The sequence below is a fragment of the Variovorax sp. YR266 genome, from assembly GCF_900107295.1.
In the GTDB taxonomy this organism is placed as follows: domain Bacteria; phylum Pseudomonadota; class Gammaproteobacteria; order Burkholderiales; family Burkholderiaceae_C; genus Variovorax.
Genome location: NZ_FNPM01000013.1, coordinates 74,205 through 98,682 on the forward strand (window position 1 = coordinate 74,205; position 24,478 = coordinate 98,682).

Sequence of the window (24,478 nt, forward strand, 5' to 3'; positions counted from 1 at the left end):
CCTCACACTCCCAACCCAGGGTTGCCAATCCATGGACAGCTTCAGCGGACTCGAATCCTTCGTGCGTGCGGCCGACCAGCTGAGCTTTGCCAAGGCCGGCCGGCAGCTGGGCATCTCGGCTTCGGCGGTGGGCAAGAACGTCGCACGGCTCGAGCAGCAGCTCGGCGTGCGCCTTTTCAACCGCACCACGCGCCACACGCGGCTGACGCAGGAAGGCGCGCTCTTCCACGAGCGCTGCCGCCGCATCCTCGACGAGCTGGACGATGCGCGCGCCATGATGCAAGACGCCGTCGCCGCCCCGCGCGGCCGGCTGCGCGTGAGCCTGCCGACCATCGGCTACCGCTTCCTGCTGCCGATCCTTCCGGACTTCAAGGCGCGCTACCCCGAGATCGAGCTCGACCTCGACTTCAACGACCGGCTGGTCGACGTGATCGCCGAGGGCGTCGACGTGGTAATTCGCAGCGGCGACCTGGTCGATTCGCAACTGGTGGCGCGGCGGCTCGGCCCGTTCCAGTTCGTGCTGGTGGCGTCACCGGCTTATCTCGAACGCCACGGCGTGCCGCAGGTGCCGGCCGACCTGACACAGCACGCCTGCCTGCGCTACAAGTTCGTGACCGGCGGCAAGGTCGAGGAATGGGACCTGCCCGGGCTGCCCGCGCAACTGCCGCCCGGCCTGCTGTGCAACAACATGGAAGCCATGCTGGGCGCGGCCGTGGCCGGACTCGGCGTGGCCTACATGCCCGACTTCCTGGCGCGCGATTCGCTTTGCCGCGGCGAGCTTCAGCGCGTGCTGGCCACGCACCTCGTGCGGCAGGGGCAGTTCTCGGCGCTGTGGCCGTCGAGCCGGCAGTTGTCGCCGAAGGTGCGGGCGTTTGTGGACTTTGCGGGGGAGCGGATGTTCAAGGAGGGCGACGAAGTCCCGCCCACCCCGGTCACGAGGCAGGCCGCGCGCGGATGATCAGCCCGGTTCCACCTGCTCGGCGACCGCCTCGGCAGGCGCGGCCATCGGCGCGGGAGCCGCAGCCACGGTGGCGGGTGGCACCGCGACCGGGGCGACGACCGGTGCGGCGACAGGCTCAACGACCGCGGCAACGGGCGCCACTTCGGCAGGCGCGGCCACGGCGGCAGGCATCACCTCCGCGGGCTTGGCCGCCCTGACAGGCTTCACGCCCTCTGCAGTCACCGTTTTTGCAGCCGCCGGCTTCGTCGGCTCCGCCTTCACAGCCACCGGCTCGCTCCCAAGCCGGCTCAGTGCCAGTGCAGCCTTCAGCGGGAACAGCGTGCGCTCGTCGCCCTCCGCGGCATTGCTCACAGTGGTGCCGCTGGTCTCGCCGAGGCTGGCCGTGCGCACCGAGTCGAGCCGATGCGCGGGCACCATGAACGGCGAGTGCGTGGTGTAGATGATCTGGTTGCCGAAGTCTTTCTCGAAGTGCGCCAGCAGATCGGCCTGCGAGTGCGGGTGCAGGTGCAGCCCGGGTTCGTCCAGCAGCAGCACCGCGTCTTCCGCGCGCCCACCCTTCGTGTCAGCAAAGAACGCGATGTAGAACGAGAAGAACCACTGGAAGCCGCGGCTGCGTTCGTCGAGGTTCACTTCGACCTCGTAGGCACCGTTCGGGTCGGACACCAGCGTGTCGAGGTACTGGCCGTCGAGGTTGAAGCGCACTTTCAGCGGACGATCTTTCCAGAGGCGGCGGATCTCTGCCGTCACCACCGAGCCGGCACGGTTGACGAGCTGGTTGCGCGTGGCCTGGTCGTTCTTTTCGAGCAGGTTTTGCAGCTGCTGCGGATCGAGCCCCGCGACCTTGCACAGCTTGCCGAAGCTCTGCTGCTCGGGCGTGAGCTGGCCCCAGCCCTGGCGCCCCAGGTACTCGGCGATGTTCTGGCGGCCGGGCAGTGCCGGGTATTCGTCGACATAGACGAAGCGCGGCAGCTTCCCGATCACCCAGGCCTGCGCGCGGGCGAGCGCGGGCGTGTCGTTGGAGATGGACAGGGCCATGTCTTCCAGCTCGGCCAGCATCTGCTCCTGCTTGTCGCTGAGTTCGGCGCCCGCCACGGCCAGCGCCTTGCGCAGGGCCTGCGCCGCCTTGACCGCGCCGGCCGACCACTTGATGTAGTCGGGGCTCATGATCATCGCGGCGTCGAAGGTGTCGGCCTCCTGCTCGAGCGTGGCCTTCGCTTCCTCGGCGACCTTTTCGGCGGCGGCCTTCACGGCCGGCACGATCTTGCGGACCTTGCCCTTGATGTCGCTCACGTCGAGCGACAGCGCCGTGAGCCCTTCGAGCCCGGCCAGGCGCGCCGTGCCATAGCCGCGGGCGGCGGTGACGTGGCGCACGCCCGCCGCGCGCGGCAGGATCGCGGCCAGTTCGGCCTGCTCGCTCTCGTCCAGGCTCCAGCGTGTGAAGACGACGGGGGTGTCACCGGTGCACTCTTCCAGGCGCCGGTGGCGGGGAAAGTCCTTGATGGGGCTGAGTTCGGCCAGGCCCTCTGCGGGGTTCAGGCTGTGGAGTGCGCGCAGCAGGTTCGATTTGCCGCTGTCATTTCGACCGAGGATCGCCGTGATCTGTGTGGAGTCGATGAGGCCGCTGTCGTTGATCGAGCGAAAGTTGGTGATCTGGAATGACGCCAAGCGCATGTAGAAAGATTCTTCCGAGTGAATTGAATACGGGGTCGGGGAATGTATTGCATTCCACGACCCCGTTCGGCTCGACCCCGAAGAAAAAGATGGCTACTCGGCAGCGCGCCGCAGCGTGTCGACCACCGGGCGGCGCAGCACGTCGCGCAGGCCCCACCATCCCGCGCCCAGTGCCAGCACCGCGCCGGCCAGCGCGCCGGCCACCGGCACGATGGGCGAGGCAGTCCAGGTGAACTCGAACACAAAGCGCGCCAGGGCCCAGCCGATCACCGAAGCCACGATGCTCGCGAGAAAACCAGCGAGCAGCCCGACACCCACCAGCTCGGCGCGCTGCACCTGCCGCAGCAGGCTGGCGCGCGCGCCCACCGCGCGCATCACCGCGAACTCGCGTGCCCGCTCCTCGCGCGTGGCCGTCACCGCCGCGAACAGCACCACCAGCCCGGCCGCGAGCGTGAAGCCGAACAGGAACTCGACCGCGCGGATCACCTGGTCGAGCACGCGCTGCACCTGGTTGATGGTGGCGCTCATGTCGACGTTGGTCACGTTCGGGTAGCTGCGCACCAGTGCGTTGTCGAAGCCCCGGGTCTCGGGCGCGCGGAAGGCGCCCATGTAGGTGGTGGGCACGTCGGCCAGCGAGGCCACCGTGTACATCACGAAGAAATTGGCGTGCATCGAGCCCCAGTCGACCTTGCGCAGCGAGGTGATGCGAGCCTCGTTCTGCATGCCGCCGATGTCGAAGCGCAGCGAGTCGCCGAGTTTCAGGCCCAGCGTCTCGGCCAGGCCCTCTTCCACGCTCACCTCGCCCGCCGCATCGGGCGTCCACTTGCCCACGGTGATGGTGTTGTGCGCGGGCGCATCCACGCTGTTGCTCAGGTTGAACTCGCGGTCCACCAGGCGCTTGGCGCGATCTTCGGCGTAGTCGTCGGGCGTCACGGGCTTGTCGTTGATGGCGATCAGGCGGCCACGGATCATCGGGTACCAGTCGAACTTGCCCACGCCCGCGTCGCGCAGCGACTTCTGGAAGGCATCGCTCTGGTCGGGCATGACGTTGATGACGAAGCGGTTCGGCGCATCGGGCGGCGTGGCCTGGCGCCAGCTCGCGACGAGGTCGGTGCGCAGCAGCACCAGCAGCACCAGCGCCAGCAAGCCGACCGACAGCGCGCTGACCTGCACCACCGCGTACGCCGGCCGCGCCGAAATCTGCCGCGTGGCGAGCACCAGCCAGCGCGGCGCCGTCGTTTCGTTGACGCTGCGTCGCAGCACCTTCACCGCCAGCCAGCTCAGCAGCGCGAACACCGCCACCGCACCCGCGAAGCCGCCGACCGCGATCAGCCCCAGCTTGATGTCGCTGCTCGCCGCCATCAGCAGCGCCGCGAAGCCCGCCACGCCAACGCCCAGCACCGCGAGCGATGCCGGCTTGAGCCCGCCCACGTCGCGCCGGATCACGCGCAGCGGCGGCACTCGGGCCAGCTGCAGCACAGGCGGCAGGCCGAAGGCGAACAGCAGCGTGAGCCCCATGCCGAGCCCGAAGGCCACGGGCCACAAGGTGGCCGCGGGCAGCGCGGTTTCGACCAGCCCCGCCAGCAGCAGCACGAACACGTAGTGCACCGCGAAGCCGATCGCCACGCCCAGCCCGCTGGCCACGATGCCGATCACCGCGAACTCGAAGGAATAGGCCACGGCGATGGTGCGCTGGCTCTGGCCCAGCACCCGCAGCATCGCGCAGTCGTCGAGGTGGCTGGCCGCGAAGCCGCGCGCGGCCAGCGCCACCGCCACGGCCGACAGCAGCGCCGCGAGCAGCGCGACCAGGCTCAGGAATTTCTCGGCGCGGTCCAGCGTCTGGCGCATCTCGGGGCGGCCGCCCTCGAAGGAATCGAGCCGCACGCCGCGCAGCTCGCCCTTCTTGATGGTGGCGTCGGCCCAGTCGCTGAAGCGTTTCACCGCCGCGTCGCTGCCCGCCACCGCGTAACGATAGCCGACGCGGCTGGCGGGCTGCACGAGCCCGGTGCGCGGCACGTCGGCCTGGTTGAGCATCACGCGTGGCGAGAAGCTCATGAAGCCGGCGCCACGGTCTGGCTCCAGCGTGATGACGCGGCCGACGCGCAGGCCGGTGTCGCCCAGCAGCATCGTGTCGCCGACCTTGAGCGCGAGCGAGTCGAGCAGCGAGGCATCGACCCACACTTCGCCCGGCGACGGGATGTCGCGCGTGACGGCGCCCGGCCCGTCGACGGTGGTGGAGGTCTGCAGGTTGCCGCGCAGTGGGTAACCAGCAGCCACGGCCTTCAGCGCCACCAGCTTGCTGGCGCCGCCCTGCGCGTCCCCGGCTCGCGCCATGGTCGGAAAGCCGTAAGTGCCGCTGCCTTCCAGGCCCAGCGATTTCGCCTGCGCCACGAAGGCCTCGGGCGTCGGGTTGTCGCTGACGATCACCGCGTCGCCGCCCAGCAGCTGGCGCGCGTCGCGCTTGAGCCCGCCCTGCAGGCGGTCGGCGAAGAAGCCGACAGCCGTGAGCGCGGCCACGGCCAGCACCACGGCAACGATCAACAGGCGCAGTTCGCCGGCGCGCAGGTCGCGCCAGAGCGTGCGCCAACCCAGGCGGAGGGAGGCATTCATGGCGCGAACGATAGCCGACGGTCGGGGGCACGGCTGGATTCAAGGGTTATTGCGCCCTTTCGGCCCTTGATCCCGACAGGATGCTGTCGCATGATGCGACAAACGTATCCCGTTTGTCGCAAACCGGGCACTCCCGGAGAGCGAAAAACGAGGCCATAAAAACAGCCCGTTGTCAGACCCGTCCTTCCCCAAGGAGTGTCGATGCCCCGATGTCAGCGTTTGCAGATCGTCGGCCTGTGCCTTGTCGCAGGCATGCTGGCGAGTGCCTGCGATCCCAAGGTCCCCACGCCGAAGGCCGAAGGCGGCACCACCGGCGCGAGCCCGACGGGCATCAAGCCCGCCGAGTCCGGCGACAAGGTCGAATCCTCCGCTTCCCATAAAGGCCCGTCCGAAGGCGGCACAGCCATCGGCGGCATGAGCGGCCCGGGCGGTGGCGGCTCTTCCGGCGGCGCGGCGCCCGCGCCGAGCGGTGGCGACGGCACTGCGGCGCCCAAGTAGCGTGGCCCGACTGATTCATTCAATCAAGTTTCCCGGCAAAAAGAAGATCACGATGAAACACCCCACTTCACCGCTGCAGGAGGTCACGTCATGGACATGAACCGCCGGCAATTCTTCCGCGTCAGCAGTGCGGGGCTGGTCGGCTCCAGCATCGTGGCGCTCGGCTTCTCGCCGACCGCCGCGCTGGCCGAGGCCCGCAACTTCAAGCTCGCGCGCACCACCGAGACCCGCAACACCTGCCCGTACTGCTCGGTGGGCTGCGGGCTCATCATGTACAGCCTTGGCGACAAGGCGAAGAACGTGGTGTCCGACATCCTCCACATCGAGGGCGATGCCGACCACCCCGTGAACCGCGGCACGCTGTGCCCCAAGGGCGCGGGCCTGCTCGACTTCGTGCACAGCCCCAACCGCCTGAAGTACCCCGAGGTGCGCGAGGCCGGCAGCACCGAATGGAAGCGCATCGGCTGGAACGAGGCGCTCGACCGCATCGCCAAGCTGCTCAAGGCCGACCGCGACGCCAACTTCCAGACCACCAACGCCGAGGGCAAGACCGTGAACCGCTGGACCAGCAGCGGCATGCTCTGCGCCTCGGCCTCGTCCAACGAAACGGGCTACATCACGCACAAGGCATTCCGCTCGACCGGAATGCTGGTGTTCGACAACCAGGCACGCGTTTGACACGGACCTACGGTGGCCAGTCTGGCCCCGACGTTCGGACGAGGCGCGATGACCAACCATTGGCAGGACATCCAGAACGCGGATGTCGTGCTGATCATGGGCGGCAATGCCGCGGAGGCGCATCCGTGCGGCTTCAAGTGGGTCATCGAGGCCAAGAAGCAGAACAAGGCGCGCCTTGTCGTGGTCGACCCGCGCTTCACGCGCTCGGCCGCCATGGCCGACTACTACGCCCCGATACGCGCGGGCTCGGACATCGCGTTCCTCGCAGGGGTCATCAACTACCTGCTGGGCAACGACAAGATCCAGACGGAGTACGTGCGCAACTACACCAACGCGCCGTTCATCGTCGGGCCTGACTACAAGTTCGAGGACGGCCTGTTCAGCGGCTACAACGCCGAGAAGCGCAACTACGACCCCAAGTCGTGGGGCTACGCACTCGACGAGCAGGGCATGGCCAAGGTCGACATGACCATGCAGGACCCGCAGTGCGTGCTGCAGGTGATGAAGCGGCACTACTCGCGCTACACGCCCGAGCTGGTGAGCCGCATCACCGGCACGCCGCAGGACAAGTTCCTGAAGGTGTGCGAGTACATCGCGAGCACCAGCACCTCCACGCGAACCATGACCATCATGTACGCGCTGGGCTGGACGCAGCACAGCCAGGGCTCGCAGATGATCCGCACCGGCGCCATCGTGCAGCTGCTGCTGGGCAACATCGGCGTGCCCGGCGGCGGCATGAACGCGCTGCGCGGCCACAGCAACATCCAGGGCCTGACCGACCTGGGGCTGCTGTCGAACTCCCTGCCCGGCTACATGTCGCTGGCGCGTGACAGCGAGCAGACGCTGGACGTCTACTACAAGACCCGCGCGCTGAAGCCGCTGCGCCCCAACCAGATGAGCTACTGGCAGAACTACCCGAAGTTCTTCGTCAGCATGCAGAAGGCGTGGTGGGGCAACGCGGCCACGGCGGAGAACGAGTGGGCCTTCCACTACCTGCCGAAGATCGACAAGCTCTACGACATCCTGCAGGCCTTCGAGCTCATGAACCAGGGCAAGCTCAACGGCTACATCTGCCAGGGCTTCAACCCGGTGGGCTCGTTCCCGGACAAGAAGAAGATCGTCGATGGGCTGTCCAAGCTCAAGTTCCTCGTCACCATCGATCCGCTGATGACCGAGACCAGCGAGTTCTGGCGCAACTTCGGCGAGTTCAACGACGTCAAGACCACCGACATCCAGACCACGGTGTTCCGCCTGCCTTCGACCTGCTTCGCGGAGGAAGACGGCTCGCTCACCAACTCCAGCCGCTGGCTGCAGTGGCACTGGAAGGGCGCGGAGCCGCCGGGCGAGGCCAGGGGCGACATCGAGATCATCGCGGGCATCTTCAACCGCATTCGCACGGCCTACGCGAAGGACGGCGGCGCGTATCCCGACCCGATCGTCAACCTCACCTGGCCCTACAAGATTCCGCACTCGCCTTCCGCGCAGGAACTGGCGATGGAATACAACGGCCGCGCGCTGACCGACCTGCTCGACCCGAAGGACCCGACCAAGCCGCCAACAGCCAAGGCCGGCGAGCAGCTCTCGGGCTTCGGCCTGCTGCGCGACGACGGCAGCACCGCCAGCGGCTGCTGGATCTACAGCGGCGCATGGACACAGGCCGGCAACCAGATGGCACGGCGCGACAACGCCGACCCGTACGGCATCGGCATGGTGCAGAACTGGGCGTGGGCCTGGCCCGCGAACCGGCGCATCCTCTACAACGGTGCCTCGACCGATCCGGCCACCGGCAAGCCGTGGATCGCCAAGCGCGGCCTCATCGCGTGGAACGGCAAGCAGTGGACCGGCGCCGACGTTCCCGACATCCGGCCCGACGCGAACCCGACGGAAGCCGACGCGGTGCGCCCCTTCATCATGACGGCCGAGGGCGTGGCCCGGCTCTTCGCGCCGACGGGCATGGCTGAAGGACCGCTGCCCGAGCACTACGAGCCCTTCGAGTCGCCGCTGGTCAACAACCTGATGCACCCGAACAACGAGAAGGCGCGCGCCAACCCCGCGGCACGCATCTTCAAGGGCGACCTCGAGCGTCTCGGCGTGCCGAAGGACTTCCCGTACGTGGCGACCAGCTACCGGCTCACGGAGCACTTCCACTACTGGACCAAGAACGTGCGCACCTCGGCCATCATCCAGCCGCAGCAGTTCGTCGAAATTGGCGAAGAGCTTGCCAAGGACAAAGGCATCGCCAATGGCGACATGGTGAAGGTGTCGAGCAAGCGCGGCTTCATCAAGGCCGTGGCGCTGGTCACCAAGCGCATCGTCGGGCTGCAGGTCGATGGCCGTACCGTTCACACGGTGGGGTTGCCGAACCACTGGGGCTTCGTCGGCGTGGCCAAGCCGGGGTATCTGGTGAACACGCTCACGCCTTTCGTGGGCGATGCGAACACACAGACGCCCGAGTACAAGTCGTTCACCGTGAACATCGAAAAGGCCTGAGCGATGTCTTCCCTTCAAACCCTGGACATCGCTGCCCGATCGGCCACGACCACGCCGTCGCCCGACATCCGCAGCCGCCCGCAGGTGCAGCAGGTGGCCAAGCTGATCGACGTGTCGACCTGCATCGGCTGCAAGGCCTGCCAAGTCGCATGCATGCAGTGGAACGACCTGCGCGACGACGTGGGCACCATGCACGGCACCTACGACAACCCGGTCGATCTCACGCCTTCCTCATGGACGGTGATGAAGTTCTCCGAAGTCGAACCCGAGGCCGGCAAGCTCGAATGGCTGATCCGCAAGGACGGCTGCATGCACTGCGACGACCCGGGCTGCCTGAAGTCGTGTCCGGCGCCGGGTGCCATCGTCAAGTACAGCAACGGCATCGTCGACTTCATCAGCGAGCACTGCGTGGGCTGTGGCAACTGCGTGACCGGCTGCCCCTTCGACGTACCGCGCATCAGCAAGGCCGACAACAAGGCCTACAAGTGCTCGCTGTGCTCAGATCGCGTGGGCGTGGGCCTGGAGCCGGCCTGCGTCAAGGCCTGCCCCACGGGCGCGCTGCATTTCGGCACCAAGGAAGACATGCACGAGTACGCCTCGGAGCGCATTGTCGACCTGAAGGAGCGCGGCTTTTCCAACGCCGGCGTGTACGACCCTGCCGGCGTGGGCGGCACGCACGTGATGTACGTGCTGCAGCACGCCGACCGGCCGGGCCTGTACGCCGACCTGCCGAAAGACCCGCACATCAGCCCGCTGGTGTCACTGTGGAAGGGCGTGGCCAAGCCGCTCGCGATGGTCGCCATGATCGGCGCCGTGGTGGGCAGCTTCTTCCACTACATGAAGACCGGCCCCATCGAGCCGAAGGACGAGCATCCGGATGCCGACCGCGATGGCAAGCCCGACGACGTGGTGGTGATCGAAGAGCCGCCTGCGTCACCCCCCGCACCATCCACCGCGCCCCGTGCATGAGGAGAACGCGATGACACGCTATTACCTTCGCCGCTACCGCGACGCCACGCGCATGAACCACTGGTTCGTCGCGATCATGTTCTTCGCGGCCGCGCTCTCGGGCCTGGCCTTCTTCCACCCTGCCCTGTTCTTCCTGAGCACGCTGTTCGGCGGCGGGCCGTGGACGCGCATCCTGCATCCGTTCATGGGGCTGCTGATGGTGCTGGGCTTCGTGTTCCTGTTCGGCGCGATGTGGCGCGAGAACATCCTCGACCGCGGCGACCGCGAGTGGATCGCCAACGCGCCGAAGATGCTCAAGGGCGACAAGTCGAGCATGCCGCCGGTGGGCAAGTACAACGCGGGGCAGAAGCTGGTGTTCTGGGCCTTCGGTGTCAGCCTGCTGTTGCTGCTGGTGACGGGCTTCATGTTCTGGAGCCCGTGGTTCGTCGGGTTCTTCCCGATTCTCCTGCGGCGCATCGCGGTGGTGGTGCATTCGGTGTCGGCCGTGGTGCTGATTATTTCGGTCATCACGCACATCTACGCGGCCATCTGGGTCAAGGGCACGCTGCGCGCGATGACGCGCGGCACGGTCACGGAAGGCTGGGCCAAGCTCAACCATCCCCTGTGGCATCGCAAAATGACGCGAGGTGAGTGATACTGCCCCGATGACGAGTTCCACCGGCAGCCCACCGCCGATCCGGACCACCCGCATCCTCGATCCTGAACAGATCGCGATGCAGGCCGGACGGCAGATGCCGTTCCTGCGTTTGCCGGTTCGGTCCCTTGTGTTCTCCGACCGGCAATTGCGGCTGCGCCAGCTCGCGGCTTCGCATTCGATGCGGGAGTACCTGATCTTCATCGCCGATCTTGCGCAGGCGCAGCACCAGGTGCTGCAGGACTACGCACCGGTCACGTTACCTGAATCCGATTCACTCGAAGCCGCATCGAAAGTGCTGAAACCGCCGATGCCCGCTTTCGGCTGGACGCGCGATCCGGTGTGGCTGCAGGAGCTTCGCCGTCTGCTCGGCCTCTTCCGCGCACGGCTGCCCGAAGGCCCCGCACGCGACACGCTCGACCGCGTGGTGGCGGCCGACGATGCGTGGATCAACGAGCAGGCCGACCGGCTCTCGCGCCGCATCATGTTCGGCCTCGACCTCGCAGCCGCGCCGCTGATTGCCGCAGGGCTGCAGGCCTACTGGACGCAGCTCGTGCTGCAGGTGGCCGACCGCGAAGGCGAGAACATCTTCGGCCGCACCGATCCCGGCAACGAATGCCCCTGCTGCGGCAGCGTGCCCACCGTGAGCATCACGCGCATCGGTGCCGACGAAGCGGGCTTTCGCTACCTGCACTGTTCGCTGTGCAGCACCGAGTGGCACTACGTGCGCATCAAGTGCACGCACTGCGAGAGCACCAAGGGCATTCACTTCGAATCGCTCTCCCCGCAACCCGGCGTGGAGCTGCCGGCCACCGGCGCGCGCGAAGGCGCAGTCAAGGCCGAGTGCTGCGACAGCTGCGGCCACTACCTCAAGCAGATCGCGATGGAGAAAGACCCCGAGGTCGAGCCCGTCGCCGACGACCTCGCCAGCGTCACGCTCGATCTGCTCGTCTCCGAAGCCGGCCATCAACGCAGCGGCCACAATTTGATGCTGCTGTTCGGCGACCCCGAAATCCCCGACGACGGCGGAGGCGGCTGATGGCAGCGCCCGAAGAGTCCGTGGTCCACGGCTCGACGGCAAGGCCCCAGGATCTGCCTTCTGTCGATCAACTGCTGCGCCTCGCCGTGCCGGGCGCATTGCTGGCCGAGCACGGCCATACGCTGGTGGTGAAAGAGGCCCGTGCGCTGCTCGAAGGGCTTCGCGCGCGGGCTGTGGCGGGCAAGCTGATGGCCGCCGAGGTGCAGCACGACGCACTCGGCGATGCGCTTGCAGCGCGCATCCAGGCCCGCCTCGCACCGCGCATGCGCGCCGTGCTGAATCTCACCGGCACCGTCATCCATACCAACCTCGGTCGCGCACTGCTGGCCGACGCAGCGCTGCAGCGGCTGCTCGCGGTGATGACCTCGCCCAACAACCTCGAATACGACCTCGCCACCGGCAGCCGAGGCGACCGCGACTCGCTGGTGGAAGAGTTGCTGTGCAGCATCACCGGCGCCGAGGCCGCCACGGTGGTCAACAACAACGCGGCCGCCGTGCTGCTCACCATCGCGGCACTGGCACGCGATCGCGAAGTGATCGTCTCGCGCGGCGAGCTCGTCGAGATCGGCGGCGCCTTCCGCATGCCCGACGTGATGGCCAGCGCGGGCGCGCGCATGGTCGAGGTCGGCACCACCAACCGCACGCATCCGCAGGACTACGAGCGCGCCATCAACGAACACACCGCGCTGGTGATGAAGGTGCACACCAGCAACTACGCCGTGCAGGGCTTTACCGCCGCAGTCGACGAAGCCACGCTCGCCGGCATCGCGCATGCACGCGGCGTGCCGCTGGCGACTGACCTGGGCAGCGGCTCGCTGGTCGACCTCGCGCACTACGGCCTGCCGCGCGAGCCGCTGCCGCAGGAGATGCTTGCAGCCGGCTGCGACGTGGTCACCTTCTCGGGCGACAAGCTGCTGGGCGGTCCGCAGGCCGGGCTGATCGTCGGCAGCAAGGCCGCCGTGGGCCGCATCCGCAAGTTCCCGATGAAGCGCGCGCTGCGCATGAGCAAGCTGCCGCTGGCCGCGCTCGAAGCCACGCTGTCGCTGTACCTGCGGCCCGAGCGTCTTGCGCAAGACCTGCCGACGCTGCGGCTGCTCACACGGCCCGCCGATGCGATCCGCGAAATGGCCGAGGCGTTGAAGGCGCCCGTGCAGGCAGCGGTGTCACCGCGCTTCACCGTCGAAGTCGTGCCGCTGCTCGGGCAGATCGGCTCCGGCTCGCTGCCGGTCGAACGCCTGCCCTCGGCCGGCCTTGCGCTCGCGCCGGCCGGCACCTCGAAGAAGGGCACGGGCACCGCGCTCGACGCCCTCGCCACCGCGCTGCGTGGCCTGCCGCTGCCGGTGATTGGCCGCATCGCGGAAGACCGCCTGCTGCTCGACCTGCGCTGCCTGGAAGACAGCGCGCCCTTCACGGCCCAGCTCGGCGCACTGCGCGAGCGGCTTCAGTAGACCGATCCCTCACTCAACCCACCACCTGTCTGGAGAAAGCGATGAATCCCCTCGAAGTGCTCGCCGGTATCGAAACGCAAACGCTGCAGCCCTCGGCCCAGCGCACCGACAGCGAGGGACGCTTTCCACGAGAGACGATCCAGGCGCTGGGCCAGGCCGGCCTGCTTGGGCTGGTGTCGGCCACGTCGGTCGGGGGCCAGGGCCAGGGCCTGAAGGCAGCCGCGCAGGTGGTGTCGCGCATCGCGCAGACCTGCCCGTCCACCGCGATGGTCGTGTGCATGCACTACTGCGCCACTGCCGTGCTCGAACAGTTCGGCCCCGAGGCCACGCGCCGCGCGATTGCCGAGGGCAAGCACCTGAGCACGCTGGCTTTCTCCGAAGCCGATTCGCGCAGCCACTTCTGGGCCCCCACCGGCACCGCCCGCGCAGATGGCGCGAACGTGGTGCTCGATGCCCGCAAGAGCTGGGTCACGTCCGCCTTCGAGGCCGACAGCTACGTGTGGTCGAGCAAGCCGCTCGCGGCCGAAGGCGCCAGCACGCTGTGGCTGGTCGATGCGAAGTCCGATGGCCTGAGCCAGCCCGGCCGCTTCGACGGACTGGGGCTGCGCGGCAACGCCTCCACGCCGATCACCGCGAAGGATGTGCGCATCGCAGCCGGCGCCCGGCTCGGCGAAGACGGCAAGGGCTTCGACGCCATGATGGGCGTGGTGCTGCCGTGGTTCTCGGTGCTCAGTGCCGCGTGTTCGACCGGCCTGATGGAAGGCGCCCTGAGCCGTGCCATCGGCCATGTGAGCCAGACGAAGCACGTGCACCTCGATTCGTCGCTGGCCGACCTGCCGACCATTCGCGCCTACCTGGCACGTGCGCGCATCAAGACCGACATGGTGCAGGCGCTGCTCGACGACACCGTGGCCGCCATCGGCGCGAGCCGCCCCGACACCATGCTGCGCGTGCTCGAAGTGAAGGCGGCCGCCGCCGAAGCCGCGCTCGAAGTCACCGACATCGCCATGCGCGTATGCGGTGGCGCGGCCTTCCGCAAGGAGGCAGGTATCGAACGGCTGTTCCGCGATGCGCGCGCATCGAGCGTGATGGCACCGACCTCCGACGTGCTGTACGACTTCATCGGCAAGGCCATCACCGGCCTGCCGCTGTTCTGAGGAACCGCGCCATGTCCGAACCGACGCTGATCATGGGCGCCGTGGCCTACGCGCCCAAGGTCGTCACCATCTGGGAGGGCTTCAAGGCCTTCTTCGTGAAGAACGGCCTGCCCTTCGACTACGTGCTGTATTCGAACTACGAAAGCCAGGTCGAGGCGCAGTTCGACGGCACGCTGCACCTGGCGTGGAATTCGCCGCTGGCGTGGGTGCGGGCCGACCGCGTCGCGCGCAGCCGCGGCCAGCAGGTGCAGGCCGTGGCGATGCGCGACACCGATTGCGATTTGCGCTCGGCCATCGTCGTGCGGGCCGGCAGCCCGGTGCAGTCGCTGGCCGATCTGCGCGGCAAGACCGTCGGGCTGGGTGCGCTCGATTCGCCGCAGGCCACGCTGATCCCGCTCGACCACCTGCGCACCGAAGGCCTGGTGAAGTCGCACGACTTCCAGGTGCGCTACTTCGACGTGCTGGGCGGCAAGCATGGCGACCACATCGGCGGCGAGCGCGATGCGGCCATCGCGCTGATGGCCGGCGAGGTCGACGCCTGCTGCCTCATCGACGGCAACCACCTGGCCTTCGGCCTCGACGGCACGCTGCCGTCGGGCAGCACGCGCGTGCTGGCACGCACCGGCGCTTACGACCACTGCAACTTCACCACCAGCCCCGGCGCGCCGGCCGCCTTGATCGACCGCTTCGTGTCGCTGCTGATGGCGATGCGCTGGGACGACCCGCAGGTGCGCCCATTGCTCGAACTCGAAGGCCTGCGCGAATGGCGCGCCGGACGCACCAGCGGCTACGCGCTGCTCGAGCACGCGGTGGACGACGAGCATTTCTACGACGGCGATGGCCGCATCACCAACCCCGACTATCGATATTGAGTCGCTCGGCCTCGACCAGGGTGCCCTGCTGCTCATTCGCCGCGCGCTGGCTGAAAGGCCGGTGGGCGGCGAGCTGCGCGTGCGCGGGCAATCGCCGGACTGGCAGATGCACCTGGAAGCCTGGTGCCGCAGCCAGGGGCATCCGCTGCGCTTCGAGACGGTGGAGGAGGCTTTGGTCACGCGCGGCCCGCATGCCGAAGGCCGCTGGCTCGGCGCGCAATCGACCGGCGCCGCGCAGGGCGACGCCAACGGTGCGCCCGCCGAAGACGCCGCGCCCGGCTGGGGCCTGGCGGCGCGTGGCGCCACGGTGGAGGCCGGCAGCCCGCCCTTCTTCTTCGCCCTGCATCGCCGCGACGAAGTGTGGGCCGCGACGGCGGGCGAGCTCTACCGGCAGGCAGCAGCAGCCCAATGGGACCCGGGCACGGCCATCGAGTGGGACGCGCCCTTCGACCTGTCGCCCGCGGTGGAAGCAGCGGTCGTGCAGGTGATGACCTATCTCATCGAAAACGAGAATGCCGCGCTGCTGGTGCCGGCGCGCCACCTCGGGCAGATCCATCCGCATTTCCGCGAGGTGCTGCAGTTGCTCGCGCTGCAATGCGCGGACGAGGCGCGGCACGTCGAAGTCTTCACGCGCCGCGCCACGTTGCGCGGCCACCAGCCTGCGCTGTCGACGGCCGGCGGTCAGGCCTCGCTGCGCACGCTGTTCGATGCACCCGATTTCTCCGTCGCCACCTTCCTGCTGGCCGTGCTCGGCGAGGGCAGCTTCGTGAACCTGCTCAACTTTCTGCATGCGCACGCGCCAGACCCGGTGACGCGGCAGATCGCAAGGCTCACGGCGCGCGACGAGGCACGCCACGTCGCCTTCGGCATGGCGCATCTCGAATACCGGCTCTCGGTGCAGCCCGACTACCAGGCGCGGCTGCGCAACGCCATCGAGGTGCGCTACGACACGCTGGCCAGCACGGCGGGCCTCAACGAGGAGGTGTTCGACGCGCTGGTGCTGCTGGCGGCCGGCGAACTCTCGCCCACTGCCGTCGCACGCGGCCACGCGGCCGTGCAGCAGCTGCAGCGCGACATGGCAGCCGGACGGCGTTCGCGCCTCGCGCGACTGGGCTTCGACCGTGACGAGGCGCAGCGGCTGTCCGAGCTGCACACCCGCAACTTCATGTGACGACGCCCCCACGATGATCATCGGCACCGCAGGCCACATCGACCACGGCAAGACCACGCTGGTGCGCGCGCTCACCGGCGTCGACACCGACCGGCTGCCCGAGGAAAAGCGCCGCGGCATTTCCATCGAGCTGGGCTACGCGTACCTGCATGCGCCCGATGGCGTGTCGCTCGGCTTCGTCGACGTGCCCGGCCACGAGCGCCTGCTGCACACCATGCTGGCCGGTGCGACCGGCATCGACCACGCACTGCTGGTGGTGGCCGCCGACGACGGCGTGATGCCGCAGACGCGCGAGCATCTCGCGGTGGTGGCACTGCTGGGCGTTCGCGAGGCGACTGTGGCCATCACCAAGATCGACCGCATCGACGAGGCTATTCGCGCCGCGCGGCTCGCCGAGGTACGCGCGGACACCGCCACGCTGCTCGCGCTCACGCCGCTCGCGCAGGCGCCCATGCTGGCGGTGTCGGCGACGACCGGCGAAGGCATCGATGCGCTGCGGGAGCGGCTGCTCGACGTGGCGCGCCAGGAGCACGCGCGCGAAGACGACCTGGCGTTTCGCCTCGCCGTCGATCGCGCCTTCACGCTGTCGGGCGTCGGCACCGTGGTCACAGGCACGGTCTTCAGCGGCACGGTGCGCATCGGCGACGAACTGCGCGTGGTGCCCGGCGATCGCACGGTGCGCGTGCGCGGCATCCATGCGCAGAACCAGAAGGCCGAATCGGCGCGCGCGGGCCAGCGCTGTGCGCTGGCGTTGGCCGGCGTCACCAAGGACGAGATGCATCGCGGCGACTGGGTCTGCACACCATCCATCGCGCTTGCCACCGACCGCATCGACGTGCTCCTCACGCTGTGGCCCGACGAGGCCAAGCCTCTGCGCTCAGGCGCGACGGTGCACGCGCACCTCGGCGCGAGCGATGTGATGGCGTCTGTCGCGCTGCTCGACCGCGATGCGCTCGCGCCCGGCGAAACGGCCTTTGCACAGGTGGTGCTGCGGGAAGCAGTCGGCGCATGGCATGGCGACCGCGGCGTGCTGCGCGATGCCTCTGCCACGCGCACCGTGGCCGGCGTGCGCGTGCTCGATCCGTTCGCGCCGGTGCGCTACCGCCGCACGCCCGAGCGCCTGCGCACGCTGGCGGCCTGGGCCATCGACGACCGCGATGCGCGCGTGGCCGCGCTGCTGCACAACGCGCCGCTGGGCATCGACATCGTACGGATGGCGCGCGCTCTCTCGCTGGCCGATGAAGGTGCGATGCCGCTGCCCGGCGACGCCGTGCGCATCGACCACACGGCCATCGCGCAAACGCATCTGGACATGCTCGAAGAACAGATCACCGGGCGCCTCGCGGACTTCCATCGCACCGCGCCAGACGAAGTCGGACCCGATGCGCGCCGCCTCAAGCGGCTGGCCGGGCCACGCGCGGACGACTCGCTGTGGCGTCACGCACTCGACGATCTGGTCGCGCGCGGTGCGCTGGTGCGCAGCGGCACCTGGCTGCATCTGCCGGACCACGCGGCACGGCTCGGTGAAGCTGAACAAAAGCTCGCACAGAAGCTATTGCCCAGGCTGGCCGATGGCGGCTTCGATCCGCCATGGGTGCGCGATCTTGCGAAGGACTGCGCGGTGGGCGAGCCGATGGTGCGGCAGACGCTCGCGAGTCTCGCGCGGCGTGGCGAGACCTTTCAGGTGGTGAAGGACTTGTACTATCCGTTGGCAACCATCGAGCGGTTGGCGGCGTTGGCACGCGATTGCCTCGATGGCCCTGAAGGCTTGCAGGCCGCGAGTTTTCGCGATGCGACGGGGCTGGGACGCAAGCGCGCAATCCAGTTGCTCGAATTTTTTGACCGTGTGGGCTATACGCGGCGCGTGAAGGACACGCACTTGCTGCGGCCCGATACGACGTTGTTCGGGGCGAGGCCGTGAACGACAAGAGTCATGGGAGGGGATCGTCCCTGGTGGGGCGGCTGGGCTTCAAACCCAGTGGGTGGCGCCAGTCGTCGCCGGGAAGGTTCGACTCCTTCCCCCTTCCGCCGTCGAGCGGGCATTCGCCTGCTGCGCGGTCCGATCTTGCACCTGCGATGCTCGACGTACCCATGTACGTCTGCGCTTCTCGGCGCAAGCTCGAACCGCTCGCGACGGCGACTGCCCACTCGACGAGTCGGCATAGGACCGCTCTGTCAGGGCACCACGCGCAGCGAGGGCTCACCGGCCTCTACACGACCGATGACCGCCGCTTGCGCAAAGCCTTCGTCGCGGAAGATCTTCAGCACGGCATCGACCGCTTCAGGCGCGCAGCTCACGAGCAGGCCGCCCGAAGTCTGCGGATCGCTCAGCAGGTTCTGCGCGGTGGCATGCAGGCCGGCGGCCAGCTCCACGTCGGCGCCGTAGCCGGCCCAGTTGCGCCCCGAGGCACCGGTGACCATGCCCTCGGCGGCCATCACCACCACGTTGTCGAGCAGCGGCACCTTCGACCATTCGATCACCGCCTTGAGCTTCGCGCCGCGCGCCAGTTCGAGCGTGTGGCCAGCGAGGCCGAAACCCGTCACGTCGGTCAGCGCATGCACGCCGTCGAGCGCCGCGAGCGCGATGCCGGGCGTGTTGAGCTTCGTCGTGTTCTCGATCAGCTGGCGATAGCCGGTCTCGGAGAGCTGTTCTTTCTTGAGCGCGGCCGACAGCACGCCAACGCCCAGCGGCTTGCCCAGCACCAGCACGTCGCCCGCCTTCGCATCGGCATTGCGCCGCACGCGGTCGGGGTGCACGAGGCCCATGGCGACGAGCCCGTAGATCGGTTCGACCGAATCGATGGTGTGGCCGCCGGCAATCGGGATGCCGGCTGCGCGGCACACGTCCTGCCCGCCGCGCACGATCTCGGCGATGACTTCCACCGGCAGCTGGTTGATCGGCATGGCCACCAGGGCCAGCGCCATGATCGGGCGCCCGCCCATCGCGTACACGTCGCTGATCGCGTTGGTCGCGGCGATGCGGCCGAACTCGTAGGGGTCGTCCACGATGGGCATGAAGAAGTCGGTGGTCGCGATCAGCGCCTGCTGGTCGTTGAGCCTGTAGACCGCCGCGTCGTCGGCGGTCTCGATGCCCACCATGAGCTCGGGCGGGATCATGCCGCCCGCATGGTTCTTGAGGATCTGCGACAGCACGCCGGGCGCGATCTTGCAGCCGCAGCCGCCACCATGCGAAAAGCTCGTGAGGCGCAAAGGCGCGAGCGGGTTCATGAGCGTTGGGTTCATGGGCCGATTATCGAAGCGGCCCTGCTTTCTACAATCCCGTCCTTTCCTTTCCCACACCCGCTGCACGCTTTCGAGGCACATCCATGAAGAAGACTCTCACCCAGGTGGCGCTCGCGCTGGCCTTTTCCGTCGCCAGCTTCGGCGCCCTCGCCCAGGGCGTGCTGCGCGTCTCGGCCATTCCCGACGAAGCCCCCACCGAGCTGCAGCGCAAGTTCACACCGCTGGGCGACTACCTCAAGAAGGAAACCGGCATGGACGTGCAGTTCACGCCCGTGACCGACTACGCCGCCGTGGTCGAAGGCCTGGCCACCAACAAGATCGACCTGGCCTGGCTCGGCGGCTTCACCTTCGTGCAGGCACGCATTCGCACCAACGGCGGCGCGGTACCGATCGTGCAGCGCGCGGAAGATGAAGTGTTCACCAGCAAGTTCATCGTGCCGGTCGACAGCACCGCCAAGACGCTGGCCGACCTGAAGGGCAAGACCTTCGCCTTCGGCGCGCCCTCGTCCACCTCGGGCAGCCTGATGCCGCGCTACTTCCTGCTGCAGGCCGGCATCAACCCCGAGAAGGACTTCAAGACGGTCGCCTTCTCGGGCGCGCACGACGCCACGGTGGCCTTCGTGGCCGCATCGCGCGCCGAAGCCGGCGTGCTCAACGCATCGGTGTGGGACAAGCTGGTCGAGTCGAAGAACCCCAACGCCGCCAAGGTGCGCGTGCTGGCGACCACGCCGACCTACTACGACTACAACTGGACGGTGCGCCCGGGGCTCGATCCGGCCATCACCAGGAAGCTGACCGATGCGTTCCTGAAGCTCGACCCGGCCAACCCGACGCAGAAGGAAATCATGGCGCTGCAGCGGGCTAGCAAGTTCATTCCGACCAAGTCGTCGAACTACGACGGCATCGAGACGGCGGGCAAGTCGGCTGGCCTGATCAAGTGAGTTTGCGCGGATGAGTTTTTCGCTGGAAGGCGCGGGTGTCGTGCACCCCAACGGCCAGCGAGCGCTGGCCGGGGTGACGCTGGCCGCGCACGACGGCGAACGCATCGCCGTCATCGGGCCCTCGGGCGCCGGCAAGACCACGCTGCTGCGCGTGCTCGGCGCGGCGCTGCGGCCCACGGAGGGCGAGGTTCAGGCCTTGGGCGCCAGGCCTTGGCAATTGCCAGCCGCGGCGCTGAAGAAGCTGCGCGCCCGCATCGGCACCGTGCACCAGTCGCCGCCGATTGCGCCGCGCCTGCGCGTGGTCACAGCCGTGCTCGCGGGTCGGCTCGGCGAGTGGTCGACACTGCGCGCGCTGGGCTCGCTCTTCCATCCCTCGGACATTGCCGGTGCGCACGAAGTGCTGACGCGCCTGTCGCTGGAAGACCGCCTGTTCGACCGCTGCGACCGCCTCTCGGGCGGCCAGCTGCAGCGCGTGGGCATTGCGCGGGCCCTGTATCAGTGCCCCGCCCTGCTGCTGGCCGATGAGCCCGTGTCCGCGCTGGACCCCACGCTGGCCGACGCCGCCATCGGCCAGCTTGTCGCGCAAAGCGAATCGACGGGCGCCACGCTGATGGCCTCGCTGCATGCGGTGGACCTAGCGCTGCGCTGGTTTCCGCGCATCGTTGGCATGCGCAACGGGCAGGTGATGTTCGACCTGCCCGCCGCGCAAGTAACGGCCACGATGCTCGACGCGCTCTATGCGAGCGAAGGCGGCATCGCAACGCAGCGGCCGCAGCCGGCAAGTGCGGCAATGGAAGCGGCTTTCCATCGGCCGGACTGCCCTTGACGAGTACCTCCATCGCCCACCGCGACCCGCACGCCGCGCGCCGGCTGGCCGGATGCGTCGCCGCGCTCGTCATCGCATGGCCGATGCTGGCGCTGTCCGAATTCAAGCCGTGGGCGCTGTTCGGCAGCGGCAACCTCGCGGTCATCGGCGGCTTCCTGGCGGGCTTCTTTCCACCCGACGGCTCGGCCGCCTTTCTCGCGCTGCTCTTCAAGGCCACGCTCGAAACGCTGGCGATGGCCACGGCCGGCACGGCGCTGGCGTTGCTGATCGGCGCGCCGCTGGGCTTCGTGACGACACGCGCTCTCTCCATCTCGCGCATTGGCCCAGGCCCCGGCCGCGTGCAGGCGGGCATCGTGCGGCAGGCCGCGCGCTGGCTGCTGATGGTGCTGCGGGCCATTCCGGAAATCGTGTGGGCTCTGCTCTTCGTGCGCGCGCTCGGGCTCGGCCCCGCCGCGGGCGTGCTGGCGCTGGCCATCACCTACGGCGGCATGCTGGGCAAGGTCTACGCCGAGATCCTCGAATCGACCGACACACGCCCCGCGCGAGCCCTGCTCGAAAGCGGCAGCGGCCGGCTCTCGGCGCTCTGCTATGGGCTGCTGCCGAACACGGCGCAGGAACTGGCCTCGTACACCGTGTACCGCTGGGAATGCGCGGTGCGTGCGTCGGTGGTGATGGGCTTCGTCGGCGCAGGCGGACTGGGGCAGTTGATGGACCAGTCGATGAAGATGCTCAACGGCGGCGAGGCCAGCAGCATCCTGCTGGTGTTCCTGGCGCTCGTGCTGCTGGCCGACCTGCTGAGCAATGCGTTGCGGAGGCTGCTGGCATGACGACGCTGCTGCCCCCACGCCCGCCGCCTTGCTGGCGTTGCCGCATTGCCCTGTTGCTGATCGGTGTGGCGGTGATTGCGAGCTTTGTGTATCTGGGCATCGACTATCGCGCGCTGGGCTCGTCGGAGTCGCTGCGGCTCATGGGCAAGTTCATCGCCGAGTTCTTCCCGCCCGATGTGTCGCCCGAGTTTCTCTCCAAGGTCGGCAACGGCGCGTTGCAGACGCTGGCCGTGTCCGCCCTTGGCACAGTGCTGGCGGCCATCGCGGGCGCGGTGCTCGCGTTGCCAGCCTCGGGCCGCGCCGGCTGGCTGCCGCGCCATGTGGCGCGCTTCGTTCTGAACTTCTTGCGCAGCGTGCCCGAACTCGTGTGGGCCGCGCTGATGGTGCTCGCCGCCGGCATCGGCCCTTTCGCTGGCGCGCTGGCACTGTCGCTGCACACCACCGGCGTGCTGGGCCGCCTGTTTGCCGAAGCGCTGGAAAACGCCCCGCGCGAACCCGAGCACGCGCTGACGCTCTCGGGCGCCAACCCCGTCACCGCCTTCAGCTACGCCAGCCTGCCCATCGTGCTGCCGCAGTGGGTGGCCTACGCGCTCTACCGCTGGGAGATGAACATCCGCATGGCAGCCGTGCTGGGCTTCGTGGGCGGCGGCGGGCTGGGGCAGCTGCTGTACTTCCACCTGTCGATCTTCCAGCAGCAGCAGGCGATGACGGTGCTGATCGCGATGTTCGTGCTGGTCACGCTGGTGGACTTTGCGAGCGCTCGCTTGCGCCGTGGCCTTGGACCTGCATACGCCTGAGTACCCGACAATCGGGGCATGAGGTTCCTGCCATGAGTCATCGCCAGCCCGTGCGGGTCGGCGACCGCCACGCCTTCGACACGCTGATCGACGCCCGCTCCCCGGCCGAGTTCGCGCTCGACCACATCCCCGGCGCCATCAACTGCCCCGTGCTCGACGACGACGAGCGCCGCATCGTCGGCACTGTCTACGTTCAGACCGGCGCCTTCGAAGCCCGGCGCATCGGCGGCGCGATGGTCGCGGCCAACATCGCACGGCATCTGCGCGACACGCTGGCCGACCGGCCCGAGAACTGGAAGCCGCTGGTCTACTGCTGGCGCGGCGGCATGCGCAGCGGCTCGATGGTCACCTGGCTGCGCCTCGTCGGCTGGGACGCGCAGCAGCTCGCCGGCGGCTACAAGAGCTTTCGCCGGCACGTGATCTCGCAGATCGACACGCTGACCCCGAAGCTCGACCTGCGCGTGATCTGCGGCGCTACCGGCAGCGCCAAGACCCGCGTGCTGCACGCGCTGGCCGCGCGCGGCGCGCAGGTGCTCGACCTGGAAGACTTCGCCAGCCACAAGGGCTCGCTGCTCGGCTCGCTGCCGGGTGTGGCGCAGCCTTCGCAGAAGCACTTCGAGACACTGATCGCGGCAGTACTCGAAACCGTCGATCTCTCGCGCCCGCTGTATGTGGAGGGAGAGAGCATCCGCATCGGGCGGCTGTCGCTGCCCTTGTCGCTGGTGGCGCGGATGCGGGCGGCGTCGTGCATCGAGGTGGCGGCCACGCCCGAGGCACGGCTGGCCTATCTGCTGCGCGACTACGCCTACCTCGGCGACGACCGCGAGGCACTGGCCGACAAGATGGGCGTGCTGAAGGAAATGCAGGGGAAGGAGACGGTGGCGCGCTGGCAGCAGTGGGCGCGCGAAGCCGATCTGCCGCATCTGTTTGCGGAGCTGATGGCGTTGCATTACGACCCGCATTACCAGAAGTCGCAGGAGCTGCACTTCAGGGCCTGGGTGCAGCGCCGGAGCGTGGTGGCGGAGGACTTGTCGGATCAGGGGATCGAGGCGGTGGCTGATGCGGTGTTGGAGCTGCATTGAACTGGTTGCGCTTTAGCAACCTGCTATCGCTATCGCGGTCACGGCGCTTTAGCCCCCACCAGTCTTCGGAGAGGCATATGAAATTTGTCCCGTGACCACGTACTCTGGTTATCACTATGGATTTTCTAATACTCAGTGCCATTCGCGAGATAGCGATTTAGGCTAGACCAGGATCGCAGCGGCTCAACGAGAGGCGGTGGAGCAGGACGTTCAGTTTTCATCAATTTGTGGAAGCTGCGGCTGCCGATGGCAAACCTAAAGCCATTACCGCTTTACTTCATTCCGTACGCAATCATCGCTCGCCACAAAAAATAAAGCCATAGTTGATCAATTTGATCATCAACTCGAACCGAATTCCAGGAAGCATCTACGCTATCTTTCAGAATCGCTTCTACAAAAAACAGGGCCCAGCAACCATTGCGTACTTCCCATTATTCACCAACAAAGCAAACTCATTACCCTTGGGAAATATGTAGAACGATCCGTGAATCATTTGAATCAAACCAGCCCTAATCCTTACATACATCGAATAGGATGCTTCGATTCTTGAAATCAAGGGGGGGG

Annotated in this window: 19 protein-coding genes and 1 tRNA gene; 17 read left to right on the top strand and 3 right to left on the bottom strand. The window is 67.9% G+C overall.

The genetic code is table 11. The annotated features are described in order from the left end of the window. Positions 1 to 31 precede the first annotated feature (31 nt). Positions 32 to 958: a LysR family transcriptional regulator gene (locus BLW48_RS27665; protein ID WP_093178651.1), complete on the top strand. Its 927-nt coding sequence runs from the start codon at positions 32 to 34 to the stop codon at positions 956 to 958. Here the strand turns inward: BLW48_RS27665 and BLW48_RS27670 are convergent, their stop codons facing one another. Next, positions 959 to 2,632, bottom strand: a complete 1,674-nt coding sequence (locus BLW48_RS27670; RefSeq protein WP_256330953.1) for an AAA family ATPase — start codon at positions 2,630 to 2,632, stop codon at positions 959 to 961. It abuts the gene before it with no gap. A 93-nt stretch (positions 2,633 to 2,725) separates the two neighbouring features. Beyond that, the gene (locus BLW48_RS27675; protein WP_093178652.1) at positions 2,726 to 5,242 is read right to left on the bottom strand and encodes an ABC transporter permease; all 2,517 of its coding nucleotides are present in this window, start codon (positions 5,240 to 5,242) and stop codon (positions 2,726 to 2,728) included. A 201-nt stretch (positions 5,243 to 5,443) separates the two neighbouring features. On the opposite strand from BLW48_RS27675, the gene BLW48_RS27680 reads away from it, so the two are divergent. The 11 genes from BLW48_RS27680 (at position 5,444) to BLW48_RS27735 (ending at position 18,226) form a co-directional block, all read left to right on the top strand. After that, the gene (locus BLW48_RS27680) at positions 5,444 to 5,740 is read left to right on the top strand and encodes a hypothetical protein (protein WP_093178653.1); all 297 of its coding nucleotides are present in this window, start codon (positions 5,444 to 5,446) and stop codon (positions 5,738 to 5,740) included. 90 nt (positions 5,741 to 5,830) lie between these two features. Continuing rightward, positions 5,831 to 8,908 carry a formate dehydrogenase-N subunit alpha gene (gene fdnG, locus BLW48_RS27690; RefSeq protein WP_143047794.1) on the top strand — a complete coding sequence of 1,026 codons (3,078 nt, stop codon included), beginning with the start codon at positions 5,831 to 5,833 and terminating at the stop codon, positions 8,906 to 8,908. 3 nt (positions 8,909 to 8,911) lie between these two features. Next, on the top strand, positions 8,912 to 9,877 hold the full coding sequence (gene fdxH / locus BLW48_RS27695) for a formate dehydrogenase subunit beta (protein WP_093178654.1): 966 nt from the start codon (positions 8,912 to 8,914) through the stop codon (positions 9,875 to 9,877). Positions 9,878 to 9,887: 10 nt separating this feature from the next. Continuing rightward, positions 9,888 to 10,511 (top strand): formate dehydrogenase subunit gamma, encoded by a 624-nt coding sequence (locus BLW48_RS27700; RefSeq protein WP_093077367.1) that lies wholly within the window; start codon positions 9,888 to 9,890, stop codon positions 10,509 to 10,511. A 10-nt stretch (positions 10,512 to 10,521) separates the two neighbouring features. Further along, entirely contained in the window at positions 10,522 to 11,550 is a 1,029-nt protein-coding gene (fdhE, locus tag BLW48_RS27705) for a formate dehydrogenase accessory protein FdhE (RefSeq protein ID WP_093178655.1), read from the top strand. Continuing rightward, positions 11,550 to 12,998, top strand: a complete 1,449-nt coding sequence (selA, locus tag BLW48_RS27710) for an L-seryl-tRNA(Sec) selenium transferase (protein WP_093178656.1) — start codon at positions 11,550 to 11,552, stop codon at positions 12,996 to 12,998. Before fdhE ends, selA begins: the two co-directional genes overlap by 1 nt. 41 nt (positions 12,999 to 13,039) lie before the next feature. Next, the gene (locus BLW48_RS27715; RefSeq protein ID WP_093178657.1) at positions 13,040 to 14,155 is read left to right on the top strand and encodes an acyl-CoA dehydrogenase family protein; all 1,116 of its coding nucleotides are present in this window, start codon (positions 13,040 to 13,042) and stop codon (positions 14,153 to 14,155) included. 11 nt (positions 14,156 to 14,166) lie between these two features. Next, complete coding sequence (locus BLW48_RS27720; RefSeq protein ID WP_093178658.1) at positions 14,167 to 15,027, top strand: phosphate/phosphite/phosphonate ABC transporter substrate-binding protein; 861 nt, start codon at positions 14,167 to 14,169, stop codon at positions 15,025 to 15,027. Then, positions 14,993 to 16,198 carry a ferritin-like domain-containing protein gene (locus BLW48_RS27725; protein WP_093178659.1) on the top strand — a complete coding sequence of 402 codons (1,206 nt, stop codon included), beginning with the start codon at positions 14,993 to 14,995 and terminating at the stop codon, positions 16,196 to 16,198. Before BLW48_RS27720 ends, BLW48_RS27725 begins: the two co-directional genes overlap by 35 nt. A 13-nt stretch (positions 16,199 to 16,211) precedes the next feature. Further along, the gene (gene selB, locus BLW48_RS27730) at positions 16,212 to 18,119 is read left to right on the top strand and encodes a selenocysteine-specific translation elongation factor (protein ID WP_093178660.1); all 1,908 of its coding nucleotides are present in this window, start codon (positions 16,212 to 16,214) and stop codon (positions 18,117 to 18,119) included. Positions 18,120 to 18,133: 14 nt separating this feature from the next. Next, positions 18,134 to 18,226 (top strand) — tRNA-Sec (locus tag BLW48_RS27735). Positions 18,227 to 18,373: 147 nt separating this feature from the next. Here BLW48_RS27735 and selD read toward each other — a convergent pair. Next, the gene (gene selD, locus BLW48_RS27740; RefSeq protein WP_256330955.1) at positions 18,374 to 19,441 is read right to left on the bottom strand and encodes a selenide, water dikinase SelD; all 1,068 of its coding nucleotides are present in this window, start codon (positions 19,439 to 19,441) and stop codon (positions 18,374 to 18,376) included. Between the two features lie 83 nt (positions 19,442 to 19,524). On the opposite strand from selD, the gene BLW48_RS27745 reads away from it, so the two are divergent. The 5 genes from BLW48_RS27745 to mnmH are packed head-to-tail and all read left to right on the top strand — an operon-like array spanning position 19,525 to position 23,914. Next, positions 19,525 to 20,382 carry a putative selenate ABC transporter substrate-binding protein gene (locus BLW48_RS27745; protein WP_093178662.1) on the top strand — a complete coding sequence of 286 codons (858 nt, stop codon included), beginning with the start codon at positions 19,525 to 19,527 and terminating at the stop codon, positions 20,380 to 20,382. Between the two features lie 10 nt (positions 20,383 to 20,392). Beyond that, entirely contained in the window at positions 20,393 to 21,208 is an 816-nt protein-coding gene (locus tag BLW48_RS27750; RefSeq protein ID WP_093178663.1) for a phosphonate ABC transporter ATP-binding protein, read from the top strand. Next, on the top strand, positions 21,205 to 22,035 hold the full coding sequence (locus tag BLW48_RS27755) for a PhnE/PtxC family ABC transporter permease (RefSeq protein ID WP_093178664.1): 831 nt from the start codon (positions 21,205 to 21,207) through the stop codon (positions 22,033 to 22,035). The genes BLW48_RS27750 and BLW48_RS27755 overlap by 4 nt, the downstream gene beginning before the upstream one ends. Next, a complete protein-coding gene (phnE, locus tag BLW48_RS27760; protein ID WP_093178665.1) occupies positions 22,032 to 22,832 on the top strand; it encodes a phosphonate ABC transporter, permease protein PhnE in 801 nt (266 codons plus the stop codon). The genes BLW48_RS27755 and phnE overlap by 4 nt, the downstream gene beginning before the upstream one ends. A 32-nt stretch (positions 22,833 to 22,864) precedes the next feature. Next, positions 22,865 to 23,914 (top strand): tRNA 2-selenouridine(34) synthase MnmH, encoded by a 1,050-nt coding sequence (mnmH, locus tag BLW48_RS27765; RefSeq protein WP_093178666.1) that lies wholly within the window; start codon positions 22,865 to 22,867, stop codon positions 23,912 to 23,914. The last annotated feature ends 564 nt before the right edge of the window (positions 23,915 to 24,478 follow it).

Bases quoted from the DNA above. Each gene is read 5' to 3' on its own strand.
- BLW48_RS27665 (WP_093178651.1), top strand. From the start codon at position 32: ATGGACAGCTTCAGCGGACTCGAATCCTTCGTGCGTGCGGCCGACCAG.
- BLW48_RS27670 (WP_256330953.1), bottom strand. From the start codon at position 2,632: ATGCGCTTGGCGTCATTCCAGATCACCAACTTTCGCTCGATCAACGAC.
- BLW48_RS27675 (WP_093178652.1), bottom strand. From the start codon at position 5,242: ATGAATGCCTCCCTCCGCCTGGGTTGGCGCACGCTCTGGCGCGACCTG.
- BLW48_RS27680 (WP_093178653.1), top strand. From the start codon at position 5,444: ATGCCCCGATGTCAGCGTTTGCAGATCGTCGGCCTGTGCCTTGTCGCA.
- fdxH (WP_093178654.1), top strand. From the start codon at position 8,912: ATGTCTTCCCTTCAAACCCTGGACATCGCTGCCCGATCGGCCACGACC.
- BLW48_RS27700 (WP_093077367.1), top strand. From the start codon at position 9,888: ATGACACGCTATTACCTTCGCCGCTACCGCGACGCCACGCGCATGAAC.
- fdhE (WP_093178655.1), top strand. From the start codon at position 10,522: ATGACGAGTTCCACCGGCAGCCCACCGCCGATCCGGACCACCCGCATC.
- selA (WP_093178656.1), top strand. From the start codon at position 11,550: ATGGCAGCGCCCGAAGAGTCCGTGGTCCACGGCTCGACGGCAAGGCCC.
- BLW48_RS27715 (WP_093178657.1), top strand. From the start codon at position 13,040: ATGAATCCCCTCGAAGTGCTCGCCGGTATCGAAACGCAAACGCTGCAG.
- BLW48_RS27720 (WP_093178658.1), top strand. From the start codon at position 14,167: ATGTCCGAACCGACGCTGATCATGGGCGCCGTGGCCTACGCGCCCAAG.
- BLW48_RS27725 (WP_093178659.1), top strand. From the start codon at position 14,993: ATGGCCGCATCACCAACCCCGACTATCGATATTGAGTCGCTCGGCCTC.
- selB (WP_093178660.1), top strand. From the start codon at position 16,212: ATGATCATCGGCACCGCAGGCCACATCGACCACGGCAAGACCACGCTG.
- selD (WP_256330955.1), bottom strand. From the start codon at position 19,441: ATGAACCCAACGCTCATGAACCCGCTCGCGCCTTTGCGCCTCACGAGC.
- BLW48_RS27745 (WP_093178662.1), top strand. From the start codon at position 19,525: ATGAAGAAGACTCTCACCCAGGTGGCGCTCGCGCTGGCCTTTTCCGTC.
- BLW48_RS27750 (WP_093178663.1), top strand. From the start codon at position 20,393: ATGAGTTTTTCGCTGGAAGGCGCGGGTGTCGTGCACCCCAACGGCCAG.
- phnE (WP_093178665.1), top strand. From the start codon at position 22,032: ATGACGACGCTGCTGCCCCCACGCCCGCCGCCTTGCTGGCGTTGCCGC.
- mnmH (WP_093178666.1), top strand. From the start codon at position 22,865: ATGAGTCATCGCCAGCCCGTGCGGGTCGGCGACCGCCACGCCTTCGAC.